This window comes from Collinsella aerofaciens ATCC 25986, assembly GCF_010509075.1.
Lineage (GTDB): Bacteria > Actinomycetota > Coriobacteriia > Coriobacteriales > Coriobacteriaceae > Collinsella > Collinsella aerofaciens.
In genome coordinates, this window is record NZ_CP048433.1 from 494,217 (window position 1) to 520,801 (window position 26,585).

The 26,585-nt window shown below is 60.1% G+C and carries 25 protein-coding genes and 2 tRNA genes; 23 read left to right on the forward strand and 4 right to left on the reverse strand.

The annotated features are described in order from the left end of the window. Positions 1-2 precede the first annotated feature (2 nt). The 13 genes from ruvX (at position 3) to GXM19_RS02335 (ending at position 10,521) form a co-directional block, all read left to right on the forward strand. Positions 3-431 (forward strand): Holliday junction resolvase RuvX, encoded by a 429-nt coding sequence (gene ruvX / locus GXM19_RS02275; protein WP_035138185.1) that lies wholly within the window; start codon positions 3-5, stop codon positions 429-431. Beyond that, positions 424-1,857, forward strand: coding sequence for an endolytic transglycosylase MltG (mltG, locus tag GXM19_RS02280; RefSeq protein ID WP_239057635.1), 1,434 nt, complete (start codon positions 424-426; stop codon positions 1,855-1,857). Before ruvX ends, mltG begins: the two co-directional genes overlap by 8 nt. Before the next feature lies 1 nt (position 1,858). Further along, positions 1,859-2,356, forward strand: coding sequence for a YqeG family HAD IIIA-type phosphatase (locus tag GXM19_RS02285; RefSeq protein WP_006233987.1), 498 nt, complete (start codon positions 1,859-1,861; stop codon positions 2,354-2,356). A gap of 8 nt (positions 2,357-2,364) precedes the next feature. Further along, positions 2,365-2,898: a shikimate kinase gene (locus tag GXM19_RS02290; RefSeq protein WP_006233986.1), complete on the forward strand. Its 534-nt coding sequence runs from the start codon at positions 2,365-2,367 to the stop codon at positions 2,896-2,898. Beyond that, positions 2,895-4,004 (forward strand): hypothetical protein, encoded by a 1,110-nt coding sequence (locus tag GXM19_RS02295; protein WP_006233985.1) that lies wholly within the window; start codon positions 2,895-2,897, stop codon positions 4,002-4,004. The genes GXM19_RS02290 and GXM19_RS02295 overlap by 4 nt, the downstream gene beginning before the upstream one ends. Before the next feature lie 132 nt (positions 4,005-4,136). After that, positions 4,137-5,267 carry a M24 family metallopeptidase gene (locus GXM19_RS02300; protein ID WP_006233984.1) on the forward strand — a complete coding sequence of 377 codons (1,131 nt, stop codon included), beginning with the start codon at positions 4,137-4,139 and terminating at the stop codon, positions 5,265-5,267. A 159-nt stretch (positions 5,268-5,426) separates the two neighbouring features. Then, positions 5,427-5,990 carry an elongation factor P gene (efp, locus tag GXM19_RS02305; RefSeq protein WP_006233983.1) on the forward strand — a complete coding sequence of 188 codons (564 nt, stop codon included), beginning with the start codon at positions 5,427-5,429 and terminating at the stop codon, positions 5,988-5,990. A 24-nt stretch (positions 5,991-6,014) separates the two neighbouring features. After that, positions 6,015-6,377 (forward strand): Asp23/Gls24 family envelope stress response protein, encoded by a 363-nt coding sequence (locus GXM19_RS02310; protein ID WP_006233982.1) that lies wholly within the window; start codon positions 6,015-6,017, stop codon positions 6,375-6,377. 3 nt (positions 6,378-6,380) lie between these two features. Continuing rightward, on the forward strand, positions 6,381-6,965 hold the full coding sequence (gene nusB / locus GXM19_RS02315) for a transcription antitermination factor NusB (RefSeq protein WP_040358141.1): 585 nt from the start codon (positions 6,381-6,383) through the stop codon (positions 6,963-6,965). Between the two features lie 2 nt (positions 6,966-6,967). Then, positions 6,968-7,207: an exodeoxyribonuclease VII small subunit gene (locus GXM19_RS02320; RefSeq protein ID WP_006233978.1), complete on the forward strand. Its 240-nt coding sequence runs from the start codon at positions 6,968-6,970 to the stop codon at positions 7,205-7,207. 35 nt (positions 7,208-7,242) lie between these two features. Further along, the gene (locus GXM19_RS02325) at positions 7,243-8,046 is read left to right on the forward strand and encodes a TlyA family RNA methyltransferase (protein ID WP_040358460.1); all 804 of its coding nucleotides are present in this window, start codon (positions 7,243-7,245) and stop codon (positions 8,044-8,046) included. Further along, complete coding sequence (locus GXM19_RS02330) at positions 8,043-8,903, forward strand: NAD(+)/NADH kinase (protein ID WP_006233976.1); 861 nt, start codon at positions 8,043-8,045, stop codon at positions 8,901-8,903. The genes GXM19_RS02325 and GXM19_RS02330 overlap by 4 nt, the downstream gene beginning before the upstream one ends. Next, a complete protein-coding gene (locus GXM19_RS02335) occupies positions 8,893-10,521 on the forward strand; it encodes a DNA repair protein RecN (RefSeq protein WP_006233975.1) in 1,629 nt (542 codons plus the stop codon). The genes GXM19_RS02330 and GXM19_RS02335 overlap by 11 nt, the downstream gene beginning before the upstream one ends. Before the next feature lie 59 nt (positions 10,522-10,580). Here the strand turns inward: GXM19_RS02335 and GXM19_RS02340 are convergent, their stop codons facing one another. Then, positions 10,581-11,438 carry a MurR/RpiR family transcriptional regulator gene (locus tag GXM19_RS02340; RefSeq protein ID WP_040358138.1) on the reverse strand — a complete coding sequence of 286 codons (858 nt, stop codon included), beginning with the start codon at positions 11,436-11,438 and terminating at the stop codon, positions 10,581-10,583. Between the two features lie 272 nt (positions 11,439-11,710). Here GXM19_RS02340 and GXM19_RS02345 point away from each other — a divergent pair, with 272 nt between their 5' ends. From GXM19_RS02345 to GXM19_RS02390, 10 genes are all read left to right on the forward strand, one after another. Further along, the gene (locus tag GXM19_RS02345; protein ID WP_006233972.1) at positions 11,711-13,714 is read left to right on the forward strand and encodes a fructose-specific PTS transporter subunit EIIC; all 2,004 of its coding nucleotides are present in this window, start codon (positions 11,711-11,713) and stop codon (positions 13,712-13,714) included. A gap of 547 nt (positions 13,715-14,261) precedes the next feature. Then, positions 14,262-14,525 carry an HPr family phosphocarrier protein gene (locus tag GXM19_RS02350; RefSeq protein ID WP_022094575.1) on the forward strand — a complete coding sequence of 88 codons (264 nt, stop codon included), beginning with the start codon at positions 14,262-14,264 and terminating at the stop codon, positions 14,523-14,525. Positions 14,526-14,658: 133 nt separating this feature from the next. Then, positions 14,659-16,362 carry a phosphoenolpyruvate--protein phosphotransferase gene (ptsP, locus tag GXM19_RS02355; protein ID WP_040358133.1) on the forward strand — a complete coding sequence of 568 codons (1,704 nt, stop codon included), beginning with the start codon at positions 14,659-14,661 and terminating at the stop codon, positions 16,360-16,362. A gap of 74 nt (positions 16,363-16,436) precedes the next feature. Further along, positions 16,437-17,369 (forward strand): 1-phosphofructokinase family hexose kinase, encoded by a 933-nt coding sequence (locus GXM19_RS02360; RefSeq protein ID WP_006233969.1) that lies wholly within the window; start codon positions 16,437-16,439, stop codon positions 17,367-17,369. A 189-nt stretch (positions 17,370-17,558) separates the two neighbouring features. After that, positions 17,559-18,491 carry a 1-phosphofructokinase family hexose kinase gene (locus GXM19_RS02365; RefSeq protein WP_006233968.1) on the forward strand — a complete coding sequence of 311 codons (933 nt, stop codon included), beginning with the start codon at positions 17,559-17,561 and terminating at the stop codon, positions 18,489-18,491. Between the two features lie 164 nt (positions 18,492-18,655). Next, positions 18,656-20,050: a CCA tRNA nucleotidyltransferase gene (locus GXM19_RS02370; protein ID WP_006233967.1), complete on the forward strand. Its 1,395-nt coding sequence runs from the start codon at positions 18,656-18,658 to the stop codon at positions 20,048-20,050. Between the two features lie 127 nt (positions 20,051-20,177). Next, positions 20,178-20,254: transfer RNA gene (locus GXM19_RS02375), tRNA-Glu, on the forward strand. Between the two features lie 22 nt (positions 20,255-20,276). Next, positions 20,277-20,353 (forward strand) — tRNA-Glu (locus tag GXM19_RS02380). A 151-nt stretch (positions 20,354-20,504) separates the two neighbouring features. Continuing rightward, on the forward strand, positions 20,505-21,812 hold the full coding sequence (locus GXM19_RS02385) for a lysylphosphatidylglycerol synthase transmembrane domain-containing protein (RefSeq protein WP_006233965.1): 1,308 nt from the start codon (positions 20,505-20,507) through the stop codon (positions 21,810-21,812). Positions 21,813-21,928: 116 nt separating this feature from the next. After that, on the forward strand, positions 21,929-22,540 hold the full coding sequence (locus GXM19_RS02390) for a TetR/AcrR family transcriptional regulator (protein ID WP_050766073.1): 612 nt from the start codon (positions 21,929-21,931) through the stop codon (positions 22,538-22,540). Positions 22,541-22,650: 110 nt separating this feature from the next. Here GXM19_RS02390 and GXM19_RS02395 read toward each other — a convergent pair whose 3' ends face one another. From GXM19_RS02395 to GXM19_RS02405, 3 genes are read right to left on the reverse strand one after another with little or no spacing between them, the layout of a single operon-like run. Beyond that, a complete protein-coding gene (locus GXM19_RS02395; RefSeq protein ID WP_115596251.1) occupies positions 22,651-23,955 on the reverse strand; it encodes an ABC transporter ATP-binding protein in 1,305 nt (434 codons plus the stop codon). Between the two features lie 12 nt (positions 23,956-23,967). Then, complete coding sequence (locus GXM19_RS02400) at positions 23,968-24,990, reverse strand: FecCD family ABC transporter permease (protein WP_006233962.1); 1,023 nt, start codon at positions 24,988-24,990, stop codon at positions 23,968-23,970. A 22-nt stretch (positions 24,991-25,012) separates the two neighbouring features. Further along, positions 25,013-26,584, reverse strand: a complete 1,572-nt coding sequence (locus tag GXM19_RS02405) for an ABC transporter substrate-binding protein (RefSeq protein ID WP_006233961.1) — start codon at positions 26,582-26,584, stop codon at positions 25,013-25,015. Position 26,585: the final 1 nt, after the last annotated feature.

The following is a 26,585-nucleotide window of genomic DNA, read 5'->3' on the forward strand; positions in this document are numbered from 1 at the left end:
CTGTGGTTGCGCTCGCGCTGGACATAGGGGAGACCAGGATTGGCATCGCCGTCTCGAGCCGTGATGGCAAGATGGCGATGCCTGTCAAGGTGCTTCCGGCTGCCGAGGTCACCGGTATGGCCAAGACGTTCCGCTACCTGGTTGAGGACTATGAGCCCGACATCCTGGTAAGCGGACGTCCCCTGACCATGGCCGGTGAGCCCGGCCCTCAGGCCGAGCGCGTTGCCGCTGTGGCGCAAAAGATTGCCGACGAGCTCGATCTTCCGTTGGAGTTTGAGGACGAGCGTCTGTCCTCGCAAGAGGCTAAGCGTATCCTGCGCGAGCAGGGACTCAACGAAAAGCAGATGAGGGGCAAGATCGACATGATTGCCGCCAGCCTGTTTTTGCAGACGTGGCTCGATCGTAAAAACGAGGAGGTTTCGCATGCCTAGCGCTTCCAATCCGCGCCAGCAGAATCGTACACGGCAGCCGGCGTCGCGCCCTGCCCAGCCTGGCCAGCGTCCGGCACAGCCGACGCAGCGCGCAGCTCAGCCTGCCGCGCGCCCGGCGCAGTCCTTCTCTAGTTCGGCCCAACCTGTTCAACGGACGGGTCAGCAGCCTTCCGCTCGTTCGGTTCAGCATTCGGCTTCTCACGCGGCTCAACAGCCCACTGCTCGTACGGCCCAGACTGCAGGCGGCACCCGCTTTAAGCAGCAGGCACCTACCCAGCGAACTCAGGCCCCTCAATCGCATTCGCATCACGCTCGCGGTTCGCATGGCGTTGCTCCGGCGACCCGCTCGAGCTACAACACGCATGCTCGTCGCGGTGCTCAAAAGAAGAGTTCTCCGGTTCCCATGATCATCGGCGTTGTGGTGTCGGTGCTCGCGCTTGCTGCGATCGCTTTCTTTGTCGTGCCGGCCGTCAAGGGCTTCTTTGCCGGTGAGGATACGAAGGTCACGGCTGGTCAGCAGGTTACGGTGACCATTCCCGATGGTGCTTCGGGCGATACTATCGCCTCGATTCTCTCCGAGAACCATATCGTCGAAAATCCCAAGGATTATTATGCGGCGGTGAAAAAGCTCAACGCCGATATGTCGCTCAAGCCTGGTGATTATTCGTTCACCACACTCATGGATGCGACCAAGGTTGTTCAGCAGCTCATGGAAGGCCCCAACGCGGGCTCCAATGCGCTGACTATCCCTGAGGGCCTGACGGTCGATCAAGTCGCCGACCGTGTGGCCCAGGCCTACGACAGCATCTCTAAGGAAGACTTCCTCAACCAGGCCAAGGCCTCCAACTACGTGGACGACTATAGCTTCCTTAAGGACGCCGCTAACGACTCGCTCGAGGGTTTCTTGTTCCCCAAGACCTATTCGTTGGGTGATTCGCCGACGGCCGATGGCGTGATTCGCGCTATGCTCGATCAGTTTAAGACCGAGTACAAGTCGCTTGACTTTGCGAGCTGCGAAGCCAAGATCAAGGAACGCTACGGTGTGGAGATGTCCGACTACGACATCGTCAACTTGGCCTCTATCGTTGAGCGCGAGGGCCTCAACGCCGATCAACGTGCGCATGTGGCCTCGGTTTTCTACAACCGCCTTGCCGGCAAGCTCGATGGCCTGCGCTATCTCAATAGCGATGCGACTATGATGTATGTCACCGGTGGCGAGGTTACCGCCGACGACCTGCAGAGCGATAGTCCGTATAACACCTATAAGCATGAGGGCCTGCCGCCCACGCCCATCTGCTCTCCGTCGCTCGAGGCGCTCAAGGCCACCCTTGAGCCGACCGACTCCGATGACCTGTATTTCTACATTACGCAGGACGAGGAGTACTTCTCGCAAACCTACGAAGAGCATCAACAGTCTTGGAATTAGCATGAGGATTTTTAGCCCCAAACGTTACGTTGCCTCGGTCGATCGCATCGACCTTAATACCCTGTGGGCCGACGGCAAGCGCGCCATTCTGCTCGATCGCGATAACACCTTGGTGCCGCGCGACACCGAGCAGGTTCCCGCCGGGGTTTCCGCTTGGCTCGACGCCGCCCGCGCCAAAGGCTTTAAGCTGTGCATGGTGTCCAACAACTGGCATCGCGACCAGGTCATGAGCTCTGCACGTGAGCTGGGACTCGAGGCCATCAGCCACGCCATGAAGCCGGCGCCGTTTGCCCTCAAGGCGGGTCTTAAGCGCCTCGGCGCCACGGCCGAAGAGGCGGTGCTGATCGGTGATCAGCTCTACACTGACGTGTGGAGCGGTAATTTCGCCGGCGTCGATACCATCCTGGTAAAGCCGCAGGCGACGCAGGACCTGTGGTATACGCAGATCTTCCGTATCTTTGAGCGCCGGGCCCTGCGCGACCTTCCCTGCGAGGAATAGGTCTCGCTATGTCCCAGCACACCAAACACGGCTGCGACCATATCTTCTTTATCGGCTTTTTGGGCGCGGGCAAGTCGACGCTCGCGCGCAACGTCGGCACCATGTTCAAGCGGCGTTTTATCGATACCGACCGCCTGGTCGTGCGCCGTTGCGGCAAGTCGGTAACCGAGATTTTTGAGACCGAGGGCGAGGATCGTTTTCGCGAGCTCGAGACCTCGGCGCTCCGTTCGCTCCAAAGTGAGCGCAGCCTGTTGGTTTCGTGCGGGGGCGGTATCGTCGAGACGCCGGTGAATATTGAGCTGATGCACGAAATGGGTACGTGCGTGTACCTCGAGGGCGACTTCGAGGATTCGATTCGCCAGATTCGTCGGTCCGACACGCGCCCCGATTTCCGCTCGCCCGAGCATGCCGCGCGCCTGTTTGAGCATCGCCGTCCGCTGTATCGACAGGCCGCCGACCTTACCCTTGATATTCGCAACAAGTCCTTCGAGGACGTTTCCTACCTTTGTGCCGAGATGCTTTTGGAGCGTGGACTGCTATGATTCGCCGTCAACTGATCAATTTCCAAAACCGCAGTGTCGATGTCCGTGTCGGATTGGGCGCGTTCGATGAGCTGTCGCGCATGTTTGCCTCGGCTGTGGGCAAGCCTAAGCGCGCGATGGTCGTTTGGAGCACTGCCACGTCAGAGCGTTTTGATGAGGTCGTCGGGCATGCGCTGGTCGACGCCGGTTTTGCCGTGTCGCTGTTTGTCCTCGAGGTTTCGCCTGCTGGTGCCACGCTGGCCGATGCTGATGCTATCTTTGGCGCCCTGTCTGCCAACGGCGTTACCTGCGACGATCTGGTTGTCGCCGTTGGCGATGCCGCAACCTGCTCGGTTGTTAGCTGGTGCGCAAACCAGTGGTGCGGCCGAACCGAGTGCGCGCTGTTGCCGACGACCTTCGACGCCATGCTCACGGTCGCGACGACCATGAAGCCGCTCGTCGCCTCGTCGGCCAATGCACTTCCCGCTATCGCGTTCCGTCCCGAACCGGGCTTGGTCGTGTGTGACCTCGACCTTGTTCGCGAGGCGGACCCCGAGGACCTCAAGCTCGGCTTTGTGGTACTTGTTGGCACCATGCTTTCGAGCAGTAAGTCCCGCTGGAATCAGTTTACTGAGACCGTCCCCGAGATTCTCGCGGGCGAGGAGGTTGCGCTCGTCAATGCCGTTCAATGGTCTCAGACTGCCCGTAAGGACGTACTGATGGCCACGAACCCGAGCGCTCGCCATGCGCTCGATTTTGGCAAGACGGGGGGGCGTACCCTGCGCGCCTGCTTGGGCGATGCCGCTTCACAGGTCCCTGCCTACCAGCTGTTGTCCGAGGGCATGCGCTTTGAGGCGCGCCTAGCACATGATGCCTGTGACTTCGATATCGATTACGTCTTTGAGGTCGATGACTGCTTGGAGGACTTTGGTATCGAGGAGCTTGCCTTCGATCTGGAGCCTGCCGCATATATCGAGGAGTTCCGCAGGCAGCAGTTTGTCCGCTCGAACCGCAGTATGTTGCCGCTGCCCGCGGCACTCGGCGCTATTCGTCTAACGTGCGTTGAGGACGAGGTTCTTGAGCGCCATGCTCACGCCTACTTGGCTTCTCGCAAAGAACTTCTCTAAGTTTTATTGACATCCATCGTCTTTCGTATCATGTTGAGGGACGGGTTTCCAATCGGTTGCGGATCGCATGCGATTCCGTCGTTCGGTTGAGACCCGTCCCGTCTTTATAGAGACAACAAGAAAGGAATCTGCATGTCTGAGTTTGCTGCCGGTCCTGCCGGTCGTATCGAGCGTGTCCGTGCCCTGATGGCCGGGCGTGGCTACGACGCCATCGTGGTGCGCGACGAGGCCAACCTTCGTTGGCTTACGGGCGTGAAGGGCGTTTTCGATTACACCTTTGAATTCCCGCACGCGGCGTTTATTACGGCCGACCAGTGCCTGTTCCATACCGACTCGCGCTACCTCAACAGCTTTGAGGAGAACACGCCCGCCGGCAGCCCCTGGGTCTACGACATGGACGAGGGCACCATCCCCGGTTGGGTCGCCGGTAAGATTTCGGCCAACAAGTGCCGCGTCTGCGCTGTCGAGGACGACATGCAGATCAACTTCTACCAGGGTATTCAGCGTGGTCTGGAGGATCGTTCCGTCGCCTGCGTGCTGCCGCTGATGCACGACGACATCCGCAAGATGCGCGCCATCAAGGATGCCGAGGAGATCGAGCTTATGCGCCACGCACAGTCGATCACCGACGCCGCCTTCCAGCATATGCTCGGCTTTATTAAGCCCGGTATGACCGAGAAGCAGGTTCGCAACGAGCTCGAGAACTTTATGTTCGCCAACGGCGCCGATAGCCTTGCCTTCGGCTCCATTGTGGCGAGCGGCCCCAACACCGCCAACCCGCATGCCGTGCCGAGCGACCGCGTGATCGAGAAGGGCGATTTCGTTCTCATGGATTATGGCGCGGGCTATTGCGATTACCGCTCCGACATGACGCGCACTGTCGTGATGGGCGAGCCCACGCAGGAGCAGCTCGACCTGTACGCACTCGTGCGCCGCACGCACGAGGAATGCGTCGCCGCCATCCATCCGGGCGTCGAGGGCAACGACATCTTCAAGCTCTCCAAGAAGATCATCGGCGATGCCGGTTATGGCGATTACTACAACCATGGCCTGGGCCACGGCGTTGGTATCGACATCCACGAGCTGCCCAACTTCAACCGTAGCAAGAACATCATTGAGGTCGGCTCGGTTATTACCATGGAGCCCGGCGTCTACCTGCCCGGTGTGGGCGGCGTGCGCCTTGAGGACTACGGCGTCGTCGCCGAGAACGGATATGAGCCCTTCACCAAGACCCCGCACGACCTGCACGTCATCGATTGCTAGCCCATTTCGATAGATTTTTGGGGCGGGGCGTCCGGATCGATTCGGACGCCCCGCGTTCTCTTTTTATGCGCTCGCTGCAGCAGCCGTCTGCAAGTGTATAATTTCGGTCGTATGTAATTTGGACGCTTGTGCGTTCTGCCCATAACAAGAAAGGTCGCTATGCCTACCATTTCTACCGCCGACTTCAAGAACGGCCTCGGTCTCCGCATTAAGGACAAGGTCTACACCATCGTCGAGTTCCAGCATGTCAAGCCGGGCAAGGGCGGCGCGTTTGTGCGCTACAAGACCCGCGACATCAAGAGCGGCCGCGTCGTCGAGAACACCTGCAACGCCGGCACCAAGTTCGAGAGCGTCATGCTCACCACCCGTGAGTTCCAGTACCTCTACAACGATGGCACCGACTACATCTTCATGGACAACGAGTCCTATGAGCAGGTTCCCGTTCCCGAGGACATGGTGGGCGAGAACTCCAAGTGGCTGCGCGAGAACGACATCTGCCAGCTGCTCTTCGCCGACGATGAGCTCATGGGCGTGACTCCGCCGATGTTCATCGAGACCACCATCGTCCAGACCGACCCGGGCTTTAAGGGCGATACCGTCCAGGGTTCCACCAAGCCGGCCACGATCGACACCGGCGCTGTCATCCAGGTCCCCATGTACCTCAACGAGGGCGAGGTCATCAAGGTTGACACCCGCGACGGCAAGTTCGTCTCCCGCGTCTAGCAACCAACTCTTCTAGGAGGACTCATGCCCCAGGAAATCAAGATTGACGGCATCGGCATTTCGCCCGATGTTCTGACCGCCATCGTCTCGCGCGCCGTGTCCGATGTCGAGGGCATCGCCTCCGTTGGCGTCAAGGACCTTGCCACCAACCTTGTCTCCATGATGCTCTCGTCCAAGGCCCCGGCTTCTGAGCCGGCGGTCGAGGCCGAGGTCGTCGGCGACAAGCTCGCACTCACCGTGCGTGTCGTGGTGTTCTTTGGCTATCCGTTCAAGAAACTCGCCGAGGCCGTTCGCGCCGCCGTGGTCGCCGCCATCGATGCTCAGGTGGGCGTCGAGGTCGAGCGCGTTGACGTTTGCATCGACGGTCTCGTTTTCCCCAAGGAGTAACCTTTGAGCCTTAAGGTTTATCGCGGGCGCACGCTTGCCCGCAGTCAGGCGCTGCAGCTGCTGTTCCAGGCCGAGGCCACGGACAGTCCGCTCGAGCGCGTCCTCGAGGGCGATTTCCTGATCTCGAAGGGTCCCCTCGACCCCTATGCGCTGGAGCTTTGCCGCGGTGCCTACGAGCATATCGACCGCATCGACTGCGCTCTGCGCTCCGTTGCCAAGAACTGGGATCTTATGCGCATGCCCGGCGCCGACCGCAATCTGCTGCGTATCGCCGTTTACGAGATGCGTTTCCTCACCGACGAGGAGGTCTCGGACGCCATCGTGATCAACGAGGCTGTCGAGCTTGCCAAGGCCTATGGCACCGACCAGTCCGCGTCGTTCGTCAACGGCGTGCTGGGCAAGATCGCTCGCAGCGAGGAGCTGCCGGGTGAGGACCTGTACCAGGAGCTGCTGGCCGAAGATCGCGCCCGCGAGGAGGCCCAGGCTGCCGAGGCTGCCGCAAAGGTTGCGGTTGCTCAGGCTGAGGCTGGCGTGCTGGCCAAGGATGCGGATGCCGCCGGGGCTGACATCGACTCCGTCGAGGAGTAGTCATGCCAGAGGGTTCTGTCCGTAACTTCGACGAGATCTCGGACCGCTTGGACCAGATTATCGCTACCGTTCGCTCCAAGGATACCTCCTTGGAGCGTTCGCTCGATTTGTTTGACGAGGCGATTGAGCTGGGCTCCCGCGCGGTCGATATGGTCGACAAGTTTGAGTTGACGCCGCGTGAGGCCGACAAGCTCGAGCAGGAATACGATGAGGATGCGGCAAACGAATCCCAGGATAGCTAGGCCGCATTTCCGGATACGAATGGTTGATGGCATTCATGAAACGCGTGCGTCTTGATGACGAACTGATTTCACAGGGCATCTGCGCCGATCGCGCGGATGCCCTTCGCACTCTTATGGCCGGCTTGGTCTCGAGTGGCGGCGAGCGCTTGACTTCGCCGGGCCTTAAGGTGATCCCAGGCCTGCCGCTGCACGTGAAGGGGCGCATTCCCTATGTTGGCCGCGGCGGTCTTAAGCTCGAAGGTGCGCTTGATGCTTTTGGCATCAATCCGACGGGCCTTGCCTGTCTGGATGTGGGCTGCTCTACCGGCGGCTTTACCGATTGTCTGCTCAAGCGCGGAGCTGCGGCCGTTGTCTCGGTGGACGTGGGTCGCGCCCAATTCGATTGGTCGTTGCGTCAGGACGATCGCGTGACGCTGCATGAGCGCACCAACGTGACGCAGCTGCCCGAGCTTGGCTATGCCGGTGCCATCGACCTGGCTGTGTGTGATGTCTCGTTTACCAGCATCGCGAACATTATCGATGCGGTGCTGGCGTGCCTGGCGCCTACAGGTTCTTTTTGCACGCTCGTAAAGCCCCAGTTTGAGGCGCCTGCTGCGCTGGTGGGCGAGGGCGGCATCGTGACCGACCCCGCCGTCCGCCGTGATACGCTTGTGGCGGCGATTGAACTCTTTGCAGCCAAGGGCCTGTTCCCGGTCGATGTGTGCGTTTCACCCATCCATGGTGCCAAGGGCAACGTCGAGTTTTTCCTGTACGGCACGAGGTTTGCCCCCGGCGACCGCACCGACGACGAGCTTCAATCCCAGGTATCGGTTTTGAGCGAGAAAGCTGCAGCGCTATGAAGGTCTTTCTGGTTCCCAATTACTACAAGCAAGAGGCGGTCGAGAGCGGTCTGATGCTCGAGCTTTGGCTGACGCGCCAGGGCTATGAGGTCGCATGGGCTGCCGACCAGCGATCGAAGATTCAAAGCACGCCTGATATTGACGGCTCCGATCTGGTCATTACGCTCGGCGGTGACGGTACGTTGCTGCGCGCTGCCCGCATCCTCAACCATCGCGAGATTCCTATCCTCGGTCTTTCCTATGGACACCTGGGCTTTTTAACTGCTGCGAGCCCCGAGGAGCGCGACATCCTGCAGGTCGTGAGCGACGCCCTGTCCGGCGAGCTGCACGTGAGCCGTCGCGCCACCATCGCCGCGGATATCGTGTCCGTGCGCGAAGACGGTACGAAGGATGTCGTGCGCACCTTCGCACTCAACGACATGGCGCTTACCCGCGGTCCGCTGTCCGATATGGTCGAGTTCGACATCACGGTGTCCGGCCATCATATCGATCGACTGCGTGGCGACGGCGTGGTCGTGTCCACGGCGACTGGTTCTACGGGTTACGCGCTCAGTGCCGGTGGCCCCATCGTGAGCCCCGACTATACGGGCATGGTCTGCGTACCCATTGCGCCGCACACCATTCAGGCCCGTGCCTTCTTGACTTCGCCGAGTGATGTCGTCGAGATCTTTATGTCTGATGACCGTCCGAGTGTTCCGGCGATCGCTATCGACGGACAGTTTATTACCTGCGATGGCACTGTTGACAGCGTGGCCGTGCGCCGCGGGCCCGGAGATGTGCTGCTCCTCGATTACGGCCCCGAGAGCTTCTATAACTCGGTGAGTCGCGTTTTCTACGGAGTCCGTCATGATCGATGAGCTGCAGGTTTCTAACATTGCACTCATTCGCGAGGCGACGTTGGTGCCGAGTGCCGGCCTGACTGTCCTGACCGGCGAGACCGGCGCTGGCAAGACCGCGCTGCTCTCGGCTCTTAAGCTTATTTTGGGCGAGCGCGCGGATTCGTCGACGGTGCGCGAGGGCGAGGCGCTCGCGAGCGTCGAGGCACGACTCTTCGACGGGCCGCACGACACGGAAGGGTTCACCGTACAGCGCAGCCTTTCCGCCGAGGGCCGCAGCCGTGTGAAGATTGACGGGCGCATCGCCAGTGTGCGCGAGCTTTCGGAGCGCGTTGGTGTGATGATGGATCTGTGCGGCCAACACGAGCACCAGCGCTTGCTCGATTCGGCACATCACGTTGCGATGGTCGATGCGTGGGCGGGACGCTCTGCGCTCGAGGCGCTGGATGCGTACCGCGCCTGCTTTAAGGCATCGCGTGCTGCCGCCAAGGAGGTTCGACGTGTTGAAGAGGCCTCGCGTGCGCAGGGGAGCCGCGTCGAGGAGGCGCGCTTTGCGCTCGAGCGCATCGGCGAGGTCGACCCTAAACCGGGCGAGTATGAGGAACTCGAGGAACTGCTGCCGCGCTCCGAACATGCCGAGGTACTGGTTGCCACGGCCAATGATGCCCATGCATCGCTTGCTGCCGAAGGGGGAGCGCTCGATGCCGTGAACAGTGCCGTGGCAGAGCTTTCCCGTATGGCTGCCGTCGATCGCAAGCTGGGCGACATTGCCGATGCGCTTTCGGATGCCTGTATCTCCCTTGAGGATTGCGCGAACGAACTTCGTTCCTATCGCGATGGCGTCGCCTTCGACCCGCGCGAGCTCGCTCGCATGCGTGAGCGGTATTCCGACCTCAAGGGTCTATTGCGTCAGTGGGGTCCCACTATGGACGATGTTTTTGCCACGCGCGATCGCTCGCAAGAACTGCTGTCCCTGGTCGATGATGGCGATGAACAGATCAAAAAGGCGCGTGAGGCACTCGGGAGCGCCGAGCGCGAGCTGTTCGCTGCTGCCAGGGCACTTAAGCGCGCTCGCAATACGGCGGCCCCGCGCTTCTGCCACGAGGTCGGCCGCCAGATGGCTCGCTTGGAGATGGGCGGTGCCGAGCTCGTCTGGGAGTCGCGCGATCTTCCCCGTGCTGAGTGGACGCCCGTTGGTCCTTCGAGCTACGAGCTGCTATACCGCAGCGGTGCCGGCTTGACGCCACGTCCCCTGCGCCGCATTGCGTCGGGCGGCGAGCTCAGCCGCGTCATGCTGGCAAGCAAGGTCGTCCTCGGTAACGCGGACGGTGTTGATACGCTGGTGTTTGACGAGGTCGATGCTGGTGTCGGTGGCTCCACGGCGCGTGCGCTCGCGGGCGTGCTGGCAGATCTCGCCGCTACGCATCAGGTGATTGTCGTAACCCACTTGGCGCAGGTCGCCGTCATGGCTGACAAGCATTATGTCGTCAGCAAGGAACCGGGCGATGTTCCCCAGACGCATTTGGACGAGGTAACCGGCGAAACGCGTACCGCCGAGATCGCCCGCATGTTGAGCGGCGATCAGTCCGAGGCAAGCTTGGCCCACGCAAAGCAGATGCTCGAAGAAGCTCGAGGTTAGGTCGTATCAGCGGTGTTGGTGGGACAAAATAGACTGAAATTTTTGTCCCACTACGCGTTTTACTCCACAACCTTATCCGGCTGGATGAGCTCCTCGTAGTAGCTGATATGCTCACGCGCGTCTTTAATCTCGGGCAGCAGGAAGTTGTAGATGACTTCGATGATCATCGTGGCGCTGATCTTGGAGAACGCGAAGTCACCCGTTGTCAGCAACGCTTCGTGATTGACGGTATTAAAGGTGTAGTCGGCGAGGCGCGCAAGTGGGGATTTGCTGTCACTGCTGATGACGACTACGGTTGCGCCGCAGTTGCGAGCCGCTTTTGCCATGCGATTCAGTCGGCGCGATTTGCCAGAGTTTGAGATTAGCACGATGACGTCACCCGGGCGTAACGTGAGCGCAAAGCCGATTGATGTCTCGCTAATGGTGCTCGCCATGCAGCGCAGGCCCAGCTGCGAAAACTTAAACGTCGCATCGAGCGCGACCGCGTTCGTATTGCCCACAGCTGCAAACTCAATAACCCCTGCATGCTTAAGGGCATGCACAACAGCCGCCAGCGTATCGTGGTCGATCCCGTCGATGGTCGCATTAAGCTCGCTCACCTTGGCAGCCAGGATGTTCTTGAGGCTCTGCTCCATATTGTCGAGCGAGACCTCGTCGGTCAGGCCCTCGTTGCGCTGGCTTTCCAAATCCCTCGCCAACGAAAACTGAAAGCTGCGGAAGCTGCCAAACCCAAGCTTGCGGCAGAAGCGCGAAACGGTCGCCTCGGACGTGGCAGCGGCGCGCGAGAGCTGAGCGGCCGTGAGGCGCGGCGCCTCGGACTGGTGCTCCAATATATAGTCGACAATGCGCTGCTCGGACTCGCTGTATCCCTGATGGGTGCTAATGAGGGAAAGTGCGCTCTTGCTACTATCGGTCATGGATGGCTCCTGGTTGGCATGAAAATCTAGCTTGATTTGCAATGCCATAGTATACGGGCATTTTCAATTACAAGATACACCTTGCCGTTTCAAGTGTTGATGGTAAACTTTCACTTACCGTTTACGGTTATGAAAGAACCTTTCACCGGAGATTTGCACCTTAGCTCTTCTCACGCGGACGGTAGGTTGGTATCTTTCAGTTGTGGAAAAACGCGCATCGAAGCGCGTGTAGGGGAGCGCCCGCGGGCGCTGTACTCAAGAAGGAGGGACACATGGCTAAGTTTGACATCATCGCCGCGACCGGTTGCCCGACCGGCATTGCGCACACCTTCATGGCGAAGGAGGCGCTGGAGAAGGCTGCTGCCGAGCGAGGTCTGACCATTAAGGTCGAGACTCATGGCCAGGTCGGCGTCGAGAACGAGCTCACCAAGAGCGAGATCGCCGGTGCCAAGGCCGTCGTCGTCGCAGCCGATAAGGATGTCCAGGCTGAGCGTTTCGCCGGTAAGCCCATGGTTTCCGTTGGTGTTTCCAAGGCCCTGTCTGTCGAGGCTGCTGGTAAGCTGATCGACCGCGCGCTCGCCGCCAAGGGCGACGACACGGTTGCCGCTGCCGCCGATGTCGAGGACGAGGTCGAGGAGAAGGAGTCCATCGGTCACGTCATCTACAAGCACCTCATGAACGGCGTCAGCCACATGCTGGTCTTCGTCGTTGCCGGTGGTGTTCTGACCGCCATTTCGTTCCTGTGGGGCATCACGTCCTTTGATTCGACGGCTGCCGACTACAACAGCTTTGCCGCGATGCTCAAGATTATCGGCGGTATCGCCATGAACCTCATGGTTCCGGTGCTCTCCGCTTACATCGCCGAGTCCATCGGCAAGCGCCCAGCGCTCGTCCCCGGTTTTGTTGCCGGTATGATTGCCATCCAGGGCTTGCCTGTTAACGCCGATACCGGCATGATCGACGCCGGTGGCGCAGGTGTGGGCTTTGGCTTCCTAGGCGGCATCGTCGGCGGCTTCCTCGCTGGCTATGTCATCCTGCTGCTCGAGAAGGTTTTCTCTAAAATTCCCGCGAGCCTTAATGGCCTGAAGGCAATCTTCCTGTATCCGCTGTGCTCTACCGCCATCGTCGGCCTGGTCATGCTCGGTATTTCCGGCCCCATGGCTGCCATTAACCAGGGTATGATGGATTTCCTGCAGAGCCTCGGTAACTCCGGTCCGGTGATCCTTGGCCTGGCCATCGGCTGCATGTGCGCCTTTGATATGGGCGGCCCGGTCAACAAGGCTGCTTACGCTACTGGCACCTTCCTGCTCGGTACCGCTCTCGAAGCTGGCGTCGGCACCGAGACCTACAACTTCGGCACCAACTTCATGGCTGCCGTCTCCGCCGCTTGCATCGTTCCGCCGCTGATCACCACCTTCGCCGTCGTTGTCGGTAAGAAGTACTTCAGCCAGGAGGATCATGACGCCGGTATCGTCAACCTCATCCTTGGTTGCACCCACATCACCGAGGGCGCCATTCCGTTCATGACCAAGAACATCTGGCCCGTCATGCCCATCATGATGCTCGGTTCTTCCATCGCTTCCATCTTGACCATCTTCTTCAACGTTCACGATCCGGCGCCTCACGGCGGCTTCCTGGTCCTGCCTGTTGTCGAGAACGGTCCGCTGTGGGTCCTCGCGATCCTCATCGGCGCTGTGGTCGGTGGCATCCTGTTCGTGGCCTTCAAGAAGTACGACTTCGAGAAGAATCAGAAGGCCGCTCCTGTAGCCAAGCCCGTTGAGGCCCCCAAGGCCGCTGCCGTCGAGGCCCCCAAGGCCGAGGCTGCCGACTTCGTGAAGGTCGAGAATGTCTTTGTCGCCGAGGACTTCGCTTCTCGTGACGAGGCTCTGAGCTTCGTTTCCAACCAGGCCGTCAAGGCAGGTATCGCCAGCGACGCCGACGCCGTGATGAACGCCTTCCTGGCTCGCGAGGCCGAGGGCACCACGGGCATGATGGAGGGCTTCGCCATCCCGCATGCCAAGTCCGACGCCATTACCGAGGCTGCCGTCATCGTCGTTAAGGACGAGTCCGGCGTGACCGGTTGGGACACCATGGACGGCGCTCCCGTTAACGTGGCTATCGCCCTGCTCATCCCGGGTGCCCAGGCTGGCACCACGCACCTCAAGATCCTGTCCAAGGTCGCCGAGGCGCTCATGGACGAGGACTTCCGTGCCACCGTCAAGGGTTCCACCGACGCCGCCGAGATCGCCAAGACGATCAACGCCCGCCTGGTCTAATCCAGCAGTTAGCGAATAATATCGCCCCTGTAACAAAGGCGGAGTCCCTCTCCAGGGCCTCCGCCCTTTTTCTATCCCTCCCATAAGTTGCGGTGAAATAGGGACTGTTTAAACGATTCAACCCCAAATTCAGTCCCTATTTCACCGCAACTTATAAAAGGGTATAGAGGGGGCTACCTATCGAGTCTTTATCGCGAACAGTTCATCAGCCAGAATTCCGTTCGCACGATATTACTTTGGACCGACCGAGTTTCCGCAGCTTGCTCGCCCACAGGGGCCCGTGCGCGGCCTGTGAGATTTATCGCGAGTTCCGCACGAGCCGAAGAGCACTTAATGTGCTCTTCGTGCGAGCAGGACTGTAGAGCAGGAAATCTCACAGGCCGCGCACGGGCCCCTGTGGGCGAGCAAGCGGACGACAAACACATCTGTCCAATAATTCGTCTGAAACATAATGAAAAACCGTTTGATGTGAGTTAATATAAAGAACGTCGTGAATCTGACTCCTGCCACATGCATGACAGGGGTTAAACACAAAAAGGAGTCAATTATGGTTTCTGAGAAGGCTACCCTCGTTAATCCTCAGGGTCTGCACATGCGTCCGGCTGGTCTGTTCGCCTCCACCATGGGCAAGTACGCCTGTGACGTGACGGTCGTCACCCCCGAGAAGGAGGTCAACGGCAAGTCCCCGATGGCCCTCATGGCTGCTGGTATCCCCTGCGGTACCGAGGTCGAGGTCAAGTGCGACGGCGCCGACGAGGCCGAGGCTCTGGCTGCTGCCATCGAGCTCATCAAGAGCGGTCTTGGCGAGTAGAACTCAAACGGGTCGCATGTTGAACAACTAAGTTCATATTTGGGGGCGCAGTGACCTGTTGTAAGGTAACTGCGCTCTTTTGTCATGGATATGGCAAAACGCTTTATCACATGACACGGAGAGAGGAATGGGAATGTATCAGGGAGTCAACGCTTCCGAGGGCATCGGTATCGGCACCGTCATGGTCGCCGTCGATCCCGACTTGACGTTTGAGCCGCACGAGGTTGCTGATTCGGCAGCAGAGAAGGAGCGCTATCAGTCCGCTCTTTCGGTCTTCTGCGAGAAGACCCAGGCTCAGGCCGACCACATGAAGGAGACGGTGGGCGAGGCCGAGGCCGAGATCATGAGCGGACACATTGTTCTGGCTCAGGATCCGGGTATGACCGACGCCATCAACGCCGCCATTGACGGCGGTACCTGCGCCGAGCAGGCGCTCATGGACACCTCGACCATGTTCGAGAACATGTTCCTGTCCATGGACGACGAGATGTTCCGTCTTCGCGCGGCTGACATCGCCGACATCCGCACCGGTATTCTGGCCGAGCTGCTGGGCAAGGAGGTCGTCGACCTCTCCGTCCTGCCCGAGAACACTGTCGTTGTCGTGCACGACCTCACGCCGTCCATGACCGCCACGATCGATAAGGCCCACGTTGCCGGTATCGTCACCGAGACCGGTGGCCGCACGTCGCACTCCGCGATCATTGCGCGCGCCCTCGAGATCCCGGCTGTCCTTTCGGTCTCCAACAGCTGCACCGCACTGCGCAACGGCATGACCGTTGTCGTCGACGGCGGCAAGGGTATCGTCGAGGCCGATCCCGACGAGGAGACGCTCGCTGCCTACACCGCCAAGGCCGAGGCCTTCGCTGCCGAGAAGGCAGCCCTCGAGGCCTTCCGTGGCAAGCCGTCCGTGACTGCTGATGGCATCAAGAAGATCATCGCCTGCAACATCGGTAACCCCGATGACGTGCCCAACGCGCTCGATCACGACGCCGAGGCTATCGGTCTGTTCCGCTCCGAGTTCCTGTTCATGGACTCTGCTGAGCTTCCTTCCGAGGAGGAGCAGTTCAACGCCTACCGTAAGGTCGCCAGCGCGCTCAAGGGTGCTCCGGTCATCATCCGCACGCTCGATGTGGGTGGCGACAAGGAGATTCCGTATCTGCATATGGTCAAGGAAGACAACCCCTTCATGGGCTTCCGCGCCGTGCGTTACTGCTTGGCCAATCCCGACCAGTACAAGGTCCAGCTCCGCGCTCTGCTGCGCGCTAGCGCCTTCGGTGACGTCAAGATCATGATCCCGCTCGTCACCTGCGTCGAGGAGGTCTTGGCTGTCAAGGAGCTCGTCGAGCAGTGCAAGGCCGAGCTGACCGAAGAGGGGCGCAAGTTCAACGAGAACATCGAGGTCGGCATCATGGTCGAGACGCCCGCCGCTTCGCTGCTCGCAGACCGTCTTGCCGAGGTCGCCGACTTCTTCTCCATCGGCACCAACGACCTGATCGGCTACACCATGTGCGCCGACCGTGGCAACGACACCATCTCCAACCTGTACCAGGTTTACTATCCCGCCGTGCTCCGCTCGCTCAAGAACATCATCGAGAGCGGCGTGAAGGCCGGCATCATGGTCGGTATGTGCGGCGAGGCCGCTGCCGATCCGCTGCTCGAGCCGCTGCTGATCAGCTGGGGCCTGGAGGAGTTCTCGATGAGTGCTCCGTCGATCCTGCGCGCCCGTAAGACCATCAGCCAGTGGACCAAGGCCGAGTGCGACGAGCTCACCGAGAAGGCGCTCGCCTGCAACACCGCCGCCGAGGTCAAGGCACTGCTCGAGTCCGCAGCTCGCTAATTTGGTATCAGAGGTAACCGCGTGGTTGGAATGGGCCGGCCACGCGGCCCTCACATATACAGGGGGTACTGTAAATGTTCTACACGCTAACCGCTAACCCGGCTGTCGACATGACGGTTTCGAGCTCTCCGCTCGAGCCCGACGAGAACGTCCGCACCGGTTCGGCCAGCTACACGGCTAACGGCAAGGGCCTCGACGTGTCCTTCGCCTTTAAGAAGATGGGCGTCGACACCGTCGCGCTCGGCTTCTTCGCTGGCTTCACGGGCAAGTTCATCGTCGAGGAGGTCATGAACCTGGGTTGCCTCTGCCGCCCGGTCTGGACCGACGGTATCACGCGCATTAACACCTACGTCAACGATGGCCAGCACGAGTACGGCATCCTGAACCCCGGCGCCCCGATCACGCCGCAGCACCAGGAGGAGCTCTACAACATCCTGGACACCGCGGGCGATCTCGAGTGCCTGATCGTCTCCGGCTCCGTGCCTCCCAAAGCTACGCCCGACTTCCTGGCTCAGGTCATGGAGCACGCTCAGGCTCGTGGCGCTGACGTCGTCCTGGACCTGTCCTCCGACAAGCTCAAGGAGCTCGCTCACAAGAAGCCGCTGCTCATCAAGCCGAACCATCACGAGATGAAGGCCATCTTCGGCGTGCCGGTCGACACCGACGACGAGGTTCGTGTCGCCATGAAGATGGCTCACGACGCTGGCGTTCAGAACGTGCTGCTCACCCGTGGTAGCCGCGGCGACGCTTACTTCTCCAACGGCGAGGACATCTGGTACGCCAAGCGTGAGTTCAACATCAAGCTGGTCTCTTCCGTCTGCGCCGGCGACTGCACCCTCGCTGCGTTCCTGCACAAGTGGTACAGGGATCGCGACAACGTCGAGGAGGCCATGAAGCTCGCTATGGCCACCGGCGCCAACGTTGCCGAGTCCGTCGGCATTGGTGACTTCGGTCACGTCGACGAGTACAGCAAGCGCGTTGCTGTCCGCAAGCTCGATCGTCAGTAATCGAAACGCGACATATTCGTGCGCATGCGGCGCCCCGGTTTCGGCCGGGGCGCCTTTTTTGTTCCGCCATGGGGGAGAGGTGTCCTGCCGTACTTCATCGCTTCCACACCGTTCACCGAGTTGTCCTAGCCTTTTACCGATGCGTGGAATATACTTTCATTAACACGTTGCTTCGTGAAAGGAACATTCATGATTTACACGCTCACTGCTAATCCCGCCATTGATTACAACATCGCCTGCGACGGCCTTACTGCCAATACCGTCACGCGTACCCGCAATGCCGTCTACACGCCCAACGGCAAAGGCCTCAACGTCTCGTTTACGCTTGACCACTATGGTGTCGACACCACGATCCTGGGTTTCTTCGCCGGCTTCTCGGGTGAGTTTATCGTTAAGGGCGCCGAGGCCCTGGGCGTGCCCGTCAAGCCCGTGTGGACCGACGGTATTACGCGCGTCAATGTGTTCCTCAACGCCGGTCCCGACACCGAGTACAACATGGTCAATGCCGGTGCCGCCATCAATGAGGCCAACGAGCAGGAGATGTTTGAACTTATCGATTCGCTCGATGACATGACCTGCCTGGTCATCAGCGGCTCGCTGCCTCCCAACACTTCCGAGGGCTTCTTGGCCGAGGTCCTGCGCCGTGTCAAGGCCAAGGGGGCCGAGTTCGTCCTCGACATCTCGAGCCATCAGCTGGCAGACCTCATTGCTCTGGAGCCACTGCTGATCAAGCCCAATGACGACGAGCTGCTTGACATCTTTGGCATCAAGGTGAGCGGTGGCGACGACGAGTCCGTCAAGGGCGCTATGGCCGAGCTGCACGCCAAGGGCGCCAAGAACGTGCTGCTGACCCTTGGTGGCGCCGGTGCGTACTTCTCCAACGGCGAGCATATCTGGTTTGCCAACCGCACCTTCGACGTCAAGCTGCTGTCGACTGTGTGCGCCGGCGATTCCTCGCTCGCTGCCTTCCTGTCCGTGTGGCACGACGCCCCCGAGCGCGTCGAGGACGCCCTGCGCCTTTCGATGGCCACTGGCGCCAACGTGGTCGAGTGCCCCGGTCTGGGTGATTTTGCCAAGGTGGACGAATATAAGAAGCACATCGAGGTTCGCCAGGTCTGCTAGTTCCGGCACCTTGTCTGAATAGTTTGATTATTTCGCATCCGTCTTAGACTAGGACGGATGCGTTTTTGTTTATCGGACTTGCGTGTGCAGTGGAGGCTGTTTCTTGCTAGACTTCTTGCAGACGCAATCGATAGCCAATTTGATAGTCGCAGGAGGCCATAGGCATGTGCAATGTTTCGCTCAACGGTACTCAACCGTCCGATGCGTCCCTGCGCGTCCTGCGTGCGCTTGAGGCGGCTGGTCTTGAGGCTTGGTACGTGGGCGGTTGGGTGCGCGACGCCCTGATGGGGTACCCCAGCCACGATGTTGATATGTGCTGTAGCGGCCTGTGGCAGGAGTCCAAAGCGGCGCTCGAGGCCGCTGGTATCGCGGTCGTGGAGTCGGGCATTAAATTTGGCGGAATCACGGCTATTTCCGATGGCGAGCGTATCGAGGTCACCACGTACCGTCTGGATGGCTTTTACACCGATGGTCGCCATCCCCAGAGTGTGGAACGTGCCGCCTCGCTTGAGGACGATCTGGCGCGCCGCGACTTTACCGTCAACGCTATGGCCTGGCATCCCGAGCGCGGGCTTGTCGACCGCTACGACGGCCAGGGTGACTTGGAGCGCAAGCTGATTCGCGCTGTCGGCGATCCCAAGCGTCGCTTTAACGAGGACGCCCTGCGCATGTTGCGTGCGGTGCGCTTTGCCTGCCGCCTGGACTTTATGATTGAGCCCGAGACTAAGCGCGCGCTTGCCGAGTGCGCGCCGCTGCTCGACGCCGTGGCGCGCGAGCGTGTGGGTATTGAGCTTGAGGGCATTCTTTCGACCGGTCATGGGGGAGACGCGATGCTGCGCTACCCCGAGCTCATCTGTGCCTCTGTGCCTGAGCTGGCAGCGGGTCGCGGCTTTGATCAGCGAAGTGTCTATCATGCGTTTAACGTTTACGAGCATATCGCCCGTGTGCTGACGGTGGCAGGGGAGCTTGCGCTGTGCGACGGCGTCGCGCCCTCGTCGAGCCTTATGTGGGCGGCGTTTTTGCACGATGTGTCCAAGCCCGAGTGTTTCACGGTCGATCACGCCGGCAGCGGACACTTCTACGGTCATCCCGAGCTCGGCGCCAAGAAAGCGCGCGTCATTATGGATCGCCTGGCGCTCTCGCACGACCTGGTGCGCGACGTGTGCCTGCTCATCAAATATCACGACAAGCCGCTGCGCCCCGAGCGCTCCTGCCTGCTCAATATGATGCGCGCGCTTTCGGGTGAGGGCGTCGACACGGCCCGCCTGATTGACGAGCTCATGGACCTTAAGCGTGCCGACACACTTGGCAAGGCCCCGTCGTGCTTCTATTATGTTGAGACGATTGAGGAGATGCGCGCGCTGGCGCACGAGCTGCTGAAGGCAGGGGAGCCCTATACGCTCAAGATGCTCGCCATCAACGGCGGCGACCTGATCCGTGCCGGAGTCAAGCCCGGGCCGGAACTGGGTCAGCTTCTCAACTCCGCCCTCGACGCCGTGATCGAAGACGATATTCCCAACGAGCGCGAAGCTCTTTTGGTTCATCTCAACTTGAATTAGCTACCAAGTTTACCTGCGTATTCCATAACCTGCCGACAATTTTTCGGCAATTTGGAATTTCTTCTTGCGCTGACGTTTTTTGTCCCGTAATATATTTCCTCGCAGCACGGCAGTGCAGATGTCATGTGGCCCGTTCGTCTAGCGGTTTAGGACGCCGCCCTCTCAAGGCGGAGATCACCAGTTCGAATCTGGTACGGGCTACCACTTCTTTTCTGCTGAGGCTTATGGCCCGTTCGTCTAGCGGTTTAGGACGCCGCCCTCTCAAGGCGGAGATCACCAGTTCGAATCTGGTACGGGCTACCACGCATCTGATACCCGGTCTTCCTATGGAAGGCCGGGTTTTTTTATTTTCAAACAACCGTCTGCAATTCCCGTTTGAACCAGAGCTTTGCGTTCTGCCTATGGCCCTTACGGGTACAATATCCTAGATATTTTGACTGTTAGAAGGAGTCTCATGACGGAGTCCTCTCAGCATACGTCTAAGCCCCAGGTCGAGGTTGAGGCCTCGGGCGGAGATGACAATAAGAGCGCACGCCGCGGCGCCATCTTTATCGGCGTCGTGCTGGTAGGTTATATCGTCTATCTGGTGGTAACCGGGCAGATGGGGCAGTTCTGGGCCGCTATGTCGAGCGTCCAGGCGTCATGGCTCGTTGTCGCGTGTCTTTGCATGTTCATGTACCTGTTCTTTGGCATTGTGGCCTATGCGATCGCCGTCTGGCTCGATCCCAATTCGCCCGTCGGCATCCGCGACCTGATCTCGGTCGAGGCGAGTGGCATCTTCTTTGGTAACCTGACGCCCATGATGATGGGCTCCACCCCGGCTCAAATCTATCGCCTGACCAAGGCCGGCCAAAACGTGGGCGAGGCCGGCGCCACGCAATTCACGCGTTTTATCGTGTACCAGTTTGGCCTCGTTGCCTGGGGCGCTATCCTACTGCTTGCTCGCATGCCGTTTTTTGCCGAGCGCTATGGCGACATGACGCTGCTGTGCGTCTTTAGCTTTGGTGGGCACTGCTGCATCTTGCTTGGCATCTTCGCCGTCGCGCTCATGCCTAAGACCGTCACGCGCGTCGCCCATTGCATCATCAATTGGCTGGAGCGCATAGGTGTCTCGGCCACTAAGATCGAGGGATGGCGCACGTTTGTCGATGGCGAGATCTACTCCTTCTCCGAGAAGTTCAAGCTTTCGGCCGGACATTTTTCTTCCATGCTGCTCACCGTGTTTATCACCATGCTGCAACTCGCGTTTTTCTATCTGGTTCCGTATTTCCTGATGCTTGCCTTTGGCCACCACGAGGTCGACTTTTTCTCGGTCATGGCCGCGAGCGCCTTTGTCCAGCTGTTAAGCTCTGCGGTTCCCTTGCCCGGTGGAACTGGTGGCGCTGAGGGCGGCTTTGCATTGTTCTTGGGTCATTTCTTCGGTTCGGCTTCGACCGCCGGCTATCTGCTGTGGCGTCTCATTACGTTTATTGCGCCTACCATTTTGGCTGCGCCCCTGCTGGGACTTAAGAGCGCCCACAACGAGAGCATCCATGCGCGCTGGGATCGCGTGATGCGCAAGCTCGGCCGCACGCCTCAGACGCCCTCTGCGCCCACTAAGCCGCACCCCACGAATGCTGTTACCGTTGATCCCAAGAAGCACGCTCAGAAGGCTTCTGGGACCGCAAAGCCGGCTCATAAGGCCTATGTGCGTCAGACAGGAGACGGTATTCGCGTATCTCCGTCGGCACTCAATAAGAAGAAGCACCCTAAGTCGCAGTAGGGCAGTCGTGCGTTCTTCATGATGCGAGGCATATTTGTGCTGTATGGGGGATAATCCTCTTACGTAGATTATCTCTCATCTGTTGATGAATGCTCGCATATCGAAGGGACACGCCCATGGCAACCAGCAAACCGCGTCTTGATCGTCGCATCGTTCGCAGCCGTAATGCCATCCTTTCGGCTTTCGAGCGCCTGCTCATGGAAAAGCCGCTGGCAGACATTACGGTGAGTGCCATCGCGCGCGAGGCCAATGTCGACCGCAAAACCTTCTACGTGCACTTTGGCACGGTTGACGGCCTGCTCGATGCCATTGCCGTCGATGTGGTGGAGATGATTGTCGACTCGGTCGAGAAAACGCTTGCTTCAATGGACGGCGACACCAACGAGCGCGCTCTTGGCGCGGCGGCGACCTTCTTTAAAACCGTTAACGAGGCACTGTGCAACAACTTGGTGCTCAATCGTCAGCTGATCGAGAACATTCCGCTCGATGATTTTATGGCTCGTCTTCGTGCGCCGCTCGAGCACGAGATTGCCGAACGCGATCTGCTGCCCCAAGGTCTCAAGGACGAGATGTTCGACTACTATCTGGCGTTTTTGCTGTCGGGTATTATCGGTATCTATCGCACGTGGGCGCTGTCTGACGGCTCGGTTCCTATCGAGCGCGTCTCTGGGGTCGCCAACGACCTGACTCTTAATGGCCTGTCGAGTCTGGAATCTCGCTTGGATTAGGCCTAGTTGGGCTCGTCGGCGTGGAAATTCCTGTTCACGAGGTTCTCCGGCGCCTTGGAGACCTCGCCGGCGTAGGAGCTGTAGCCTGAGGATCCTTAAAAAAGTCCAGTTTATCCTTCCCACTCCAATTGGGAATCCTCCGATGCGCCTTCGCACGCTCGCATGACCTCGATACCATGCGAGCGTGCGAACTCGACGAGCTCTGCGTTGCGGGCGTTTATGGTGCCGAAGGCGGCGGGGCACACGATAAGGCGCGCACAGTGGACGAGGAGCTCTTTGGCGTGGGCTATGGTTTTATCCCCGATAGGCTCGAAGGCGCGCTCGGCCACGCATTCCGCCGCCAGGTCGCGCGCGAGCTCACAGTCGATGTCCCCTTCGTGCAGAACGCCCGCGTAGAACGCCTTGCCCTGCCGGATGAGCTGGCGAAACACGGCCGACCCCGTACCCGCGCCGGCGATGACGAACGTGTGCGCATCGCCGTGCGGGCGCCCAATTTCCACGCTGCCGAAGCGCTCGTTGAAGGTGCCATGTTGAAGGCCGTAGAGCTCGCCAATCGTCTCGCGCGTGAATATGTCCTCGGGTGCGCCGGCGCGGAAGACCCGACCGTCCTTCACGCAAATCACCTTGTCGGCGCTTTTCTGCGCGAGCTCGAGTTCGTGGATGGACATGATGACAGCCACATTCTGCGATTTCGCAAGGTGGCGAAGTATTCGCAGCAGGTCGATCTGGTAGCGGATATCGAGATACGATGTGGGCTCGTCGAGCACGAGCACACGCGGATCCTGCGCGATGGCGCGTGCGAGCATGACGCGCTGGCGTTGCCCGTCGCTTATCTGCATGAAGTCGCGCTCGGCGAGCTCTTCCACATGTGCGGTTTTCATGGCCTCGTCGACCCGACTATGGTCGTCGGGCAAGAGTGTGCCCATTCGCCCGGTGTAGGGATGCCTTCCTGCCTCTACGATATCGCGGCAGGTGAGGAGCTCGGTCCGGGGGCGATCTGTCAGCATAACGGCAAGGTTCCTTGCGAACTCCGCCGTCTTCCATCGGGAAATCTCCCGCCCGTCGAGCTCGACCGCGCCGGCAAGCGGTGCCAGATGGCGTGTGATGGTTTTCAAGATGGTCGACTTGCCCGAGCCGTTCGGCCCGATGAGCGCCACGACGTCGCCCGCGCGAACCTCCAGATCGACGCCTTCGACTACGACCTTCTTGTCGTAGCCCGCCGACAGGTCGCTTATGCGGAAAAGCGGTGCTCCGTCAGCCTGCGTTTCGACCGGGGTTTCGAGGTTCGACTCCGCTCGGAGGAGGCGTTCCGCGCGCAGTCCCGCACGAGCCGAAAGTGCCTTCTGGCGCTTTCGCGCGAGCTCAGGACTGTCTAAGCATGGAATGCCCCCTCCGAGCGTTTTGGGCCGCGGCATGAATTCCCCCATCTACCTCACTCGTTTCTTCAACATGAGCGCGATAACCACCGGCGCGCCGAAGATGGCGGTGACGGCGCTGATGGAAAGCTCGACGGGAGAGAACAGCGTGCGCGCGATCAAATCGCAGCCCGCGCAGAAGATGGCGCCTCCCAAGAAGCACGCAGGAATCACGCGGATGGGCTTCGACGACTTCAGCGCCGACTTCACGAGATGCGGAACTGCGATGCCTACGAACGACACCGGACCAGCGAACGCGGTCACGCAGGCGGAGAGCATGCTCGCTAGAAGGACGAGCACCACGCGGAAGCGTGCGACGTTCACGCCGACGCTTTTCGCGTAGGCTTCTCCCAGCTGGAAGGCGGAAAGGGGCTTCGATATCGCGAATACGCATGCGCTCACGGTGATCACCACGACCGCGATGACCGCGACGTCGTCCCAGCTCGAACCCGAGAAGCTACCCAAAGACCAGTTGTGCAGGTTCACGATGGACTGGTCGTCGGCGAAGGCGATGAGGAAGTTCGTCGCCGCTGAGCAGATGTATCCCACCATGACGCCTGCCACGATGAGCATGGCCATGGAACTTATGCGCCGTGCGATGAGGAGCACGAAGCTGATGGTGATAAGCGAGCCCAGAAACGCTGCGGCCACCATGGCCGGGGAGGACATGGCCTGGTTCGCGCCCAGAAGTACAATCATCGTAAGCGCGACGACGAACTTTGCGCCCGAGGAGACGCCCAAGATGAACGGGTCGGCGATGGGGTTGTTGAAAAACGTCTGCAGCAGGAACCCGGAGAGCGAAAGTGCCCCGCCGAGAAGCACGGCTGAAAGCACGCGCGGCAGGCGAATCTCCCAGATGACTTGGCTTTCCATGGAATTGGCCGCGCCGCCCGAAAGGATGCCGGGGATGTGGTCTGCGGGCACGAGCACGCTCCCGATGCACAGGTTGGCCCCGACGAGCACGATGAGGACAACAGCGAGCTGCGCCGTCACGACGCGACACCGCGCGGCGCGCCCCGATTCGTCATATGCCATGGAAAGCCGGCTTCTCATGGCGCTAGCAGAGCTTTCTCAGATAATGGAAGTCGCTCGCGTCATCGCCGGTGAACGCCCCGTGCAGCTCGTCGATAATGTCGGCGGTAGAAGTCATCTGCTGGTACATGTCGGCGCTTGTGACCCAGACGTTGCCGTTCTTCACGGCTTTGAACTGCGACAATAGCGCGTTTTTGCCTACGAAGTCGTTCAAGGTGACAACCGATTCGTCGATGGTGCCGTTGTAGACGATGATGTCGGCATCCTTCGCCGTCGCGTAGAAGCGCTCCATTTCGAGCGTTACTGACGAGCCTGACGTCGACGCCGTCTGCGCGTCATCGAGCGCGTAGTTGCCGCCTGCAAGCTCGATCATCTGCGCCACGTAGTCGCCCGCCCGCCGCGTGACGGCGGCCCCGTTTGAGTTAATGTAGAAATACGCCACGGTTTTACCTGACGACGCGAGCCCCGACGTTTGCTCGACGCGGGCCTTCTGCTCGTTGAACAGGTGCGCGGCCTCGTCTTCCTTGTCGAACAGGATGCCGAAAAGCTTAATCCACTCGACGCGCCCGAGTGCTTCGGGCTCGCTCGACGACTGTTCGGTGAGCACGACGAGCCCGAGTTTCTGCAGCTTTTCCTTCACATCGGGTGTGTGGTTGATCATGGTGTTCTCGATGGCGAGCGTGCAGCCCGAGGCCGATATTCGCTCGTAGTCGGGCGCGCTGTACTTGCCGCCGTAGGCGATCGCCCCACTTTCGAGTGCGCTTTTGAAGCCCGCGACCGAGCAATCGTCGGCCTTCGTGCCCGACATGATGATATTGTCGTTCGCATCGAGTGCGTCGACCAGGCACATCGTCGCCGACGACACGAGGTACACCTTGTCGGCGGGGCGCCTTATGACCGCGATGTCGGAGCTCAACCCATCAGGTACCTTCGCATCTTGCGGCACCACGAGGAAGCGCTCCCCGTTCGAAATGCAGATAAGCCGCAGGCCGCCTTCGAACTCGTCGACAGTGAAGTGCTCGGCGTATTCAAGCTGAAGCGTCCCCGTCGGCTTCCAGCCGCAGCCTAAATCGGCGTTGTGGAAGTCGGCCGCGGCGCTTGAGGCCGTTCCCGCAGGGGAGCCGCCGCTTGCTTCGTCGCCCGATTTCTCCTTCATGGTGGATGAGTCGAAGTAGAGCGTGTAGTCGATGGTGTGCGGCGTCGACATGGCGACGGTCTCGGCCGACACGGCGATGTCCTCGTCGAGCGTGACGGGTATCTCGAACGTGGAGTTGCCGCCGTCGTTTACGGGCGCGTAGTCCACGCCGTCGACGGTCATCTTGTCGTAGTTCGAACTCGACCAGGTGATGGTCGCGGTGTAGGTGTCGCCATCCTTCACAATTGTGGTTGGTGAGGCGATGCTTGCGCGCCCTGACCCGCCGGAAAGCGAGACGCTCACAGTGTATTCCTGAGAGCCCGTCGTGGCACCGGTCGCGTTCGGGCTCGCACTGCACCCCGCGAAGGGAAGCGCGAGCAGGGCGACGAGAACGCAGGCGACCGCGCGCGCCGCGATGCTGTGGCGCTTCCTGTTTTCCCCCTTGGGAAGAATCGACCGCATG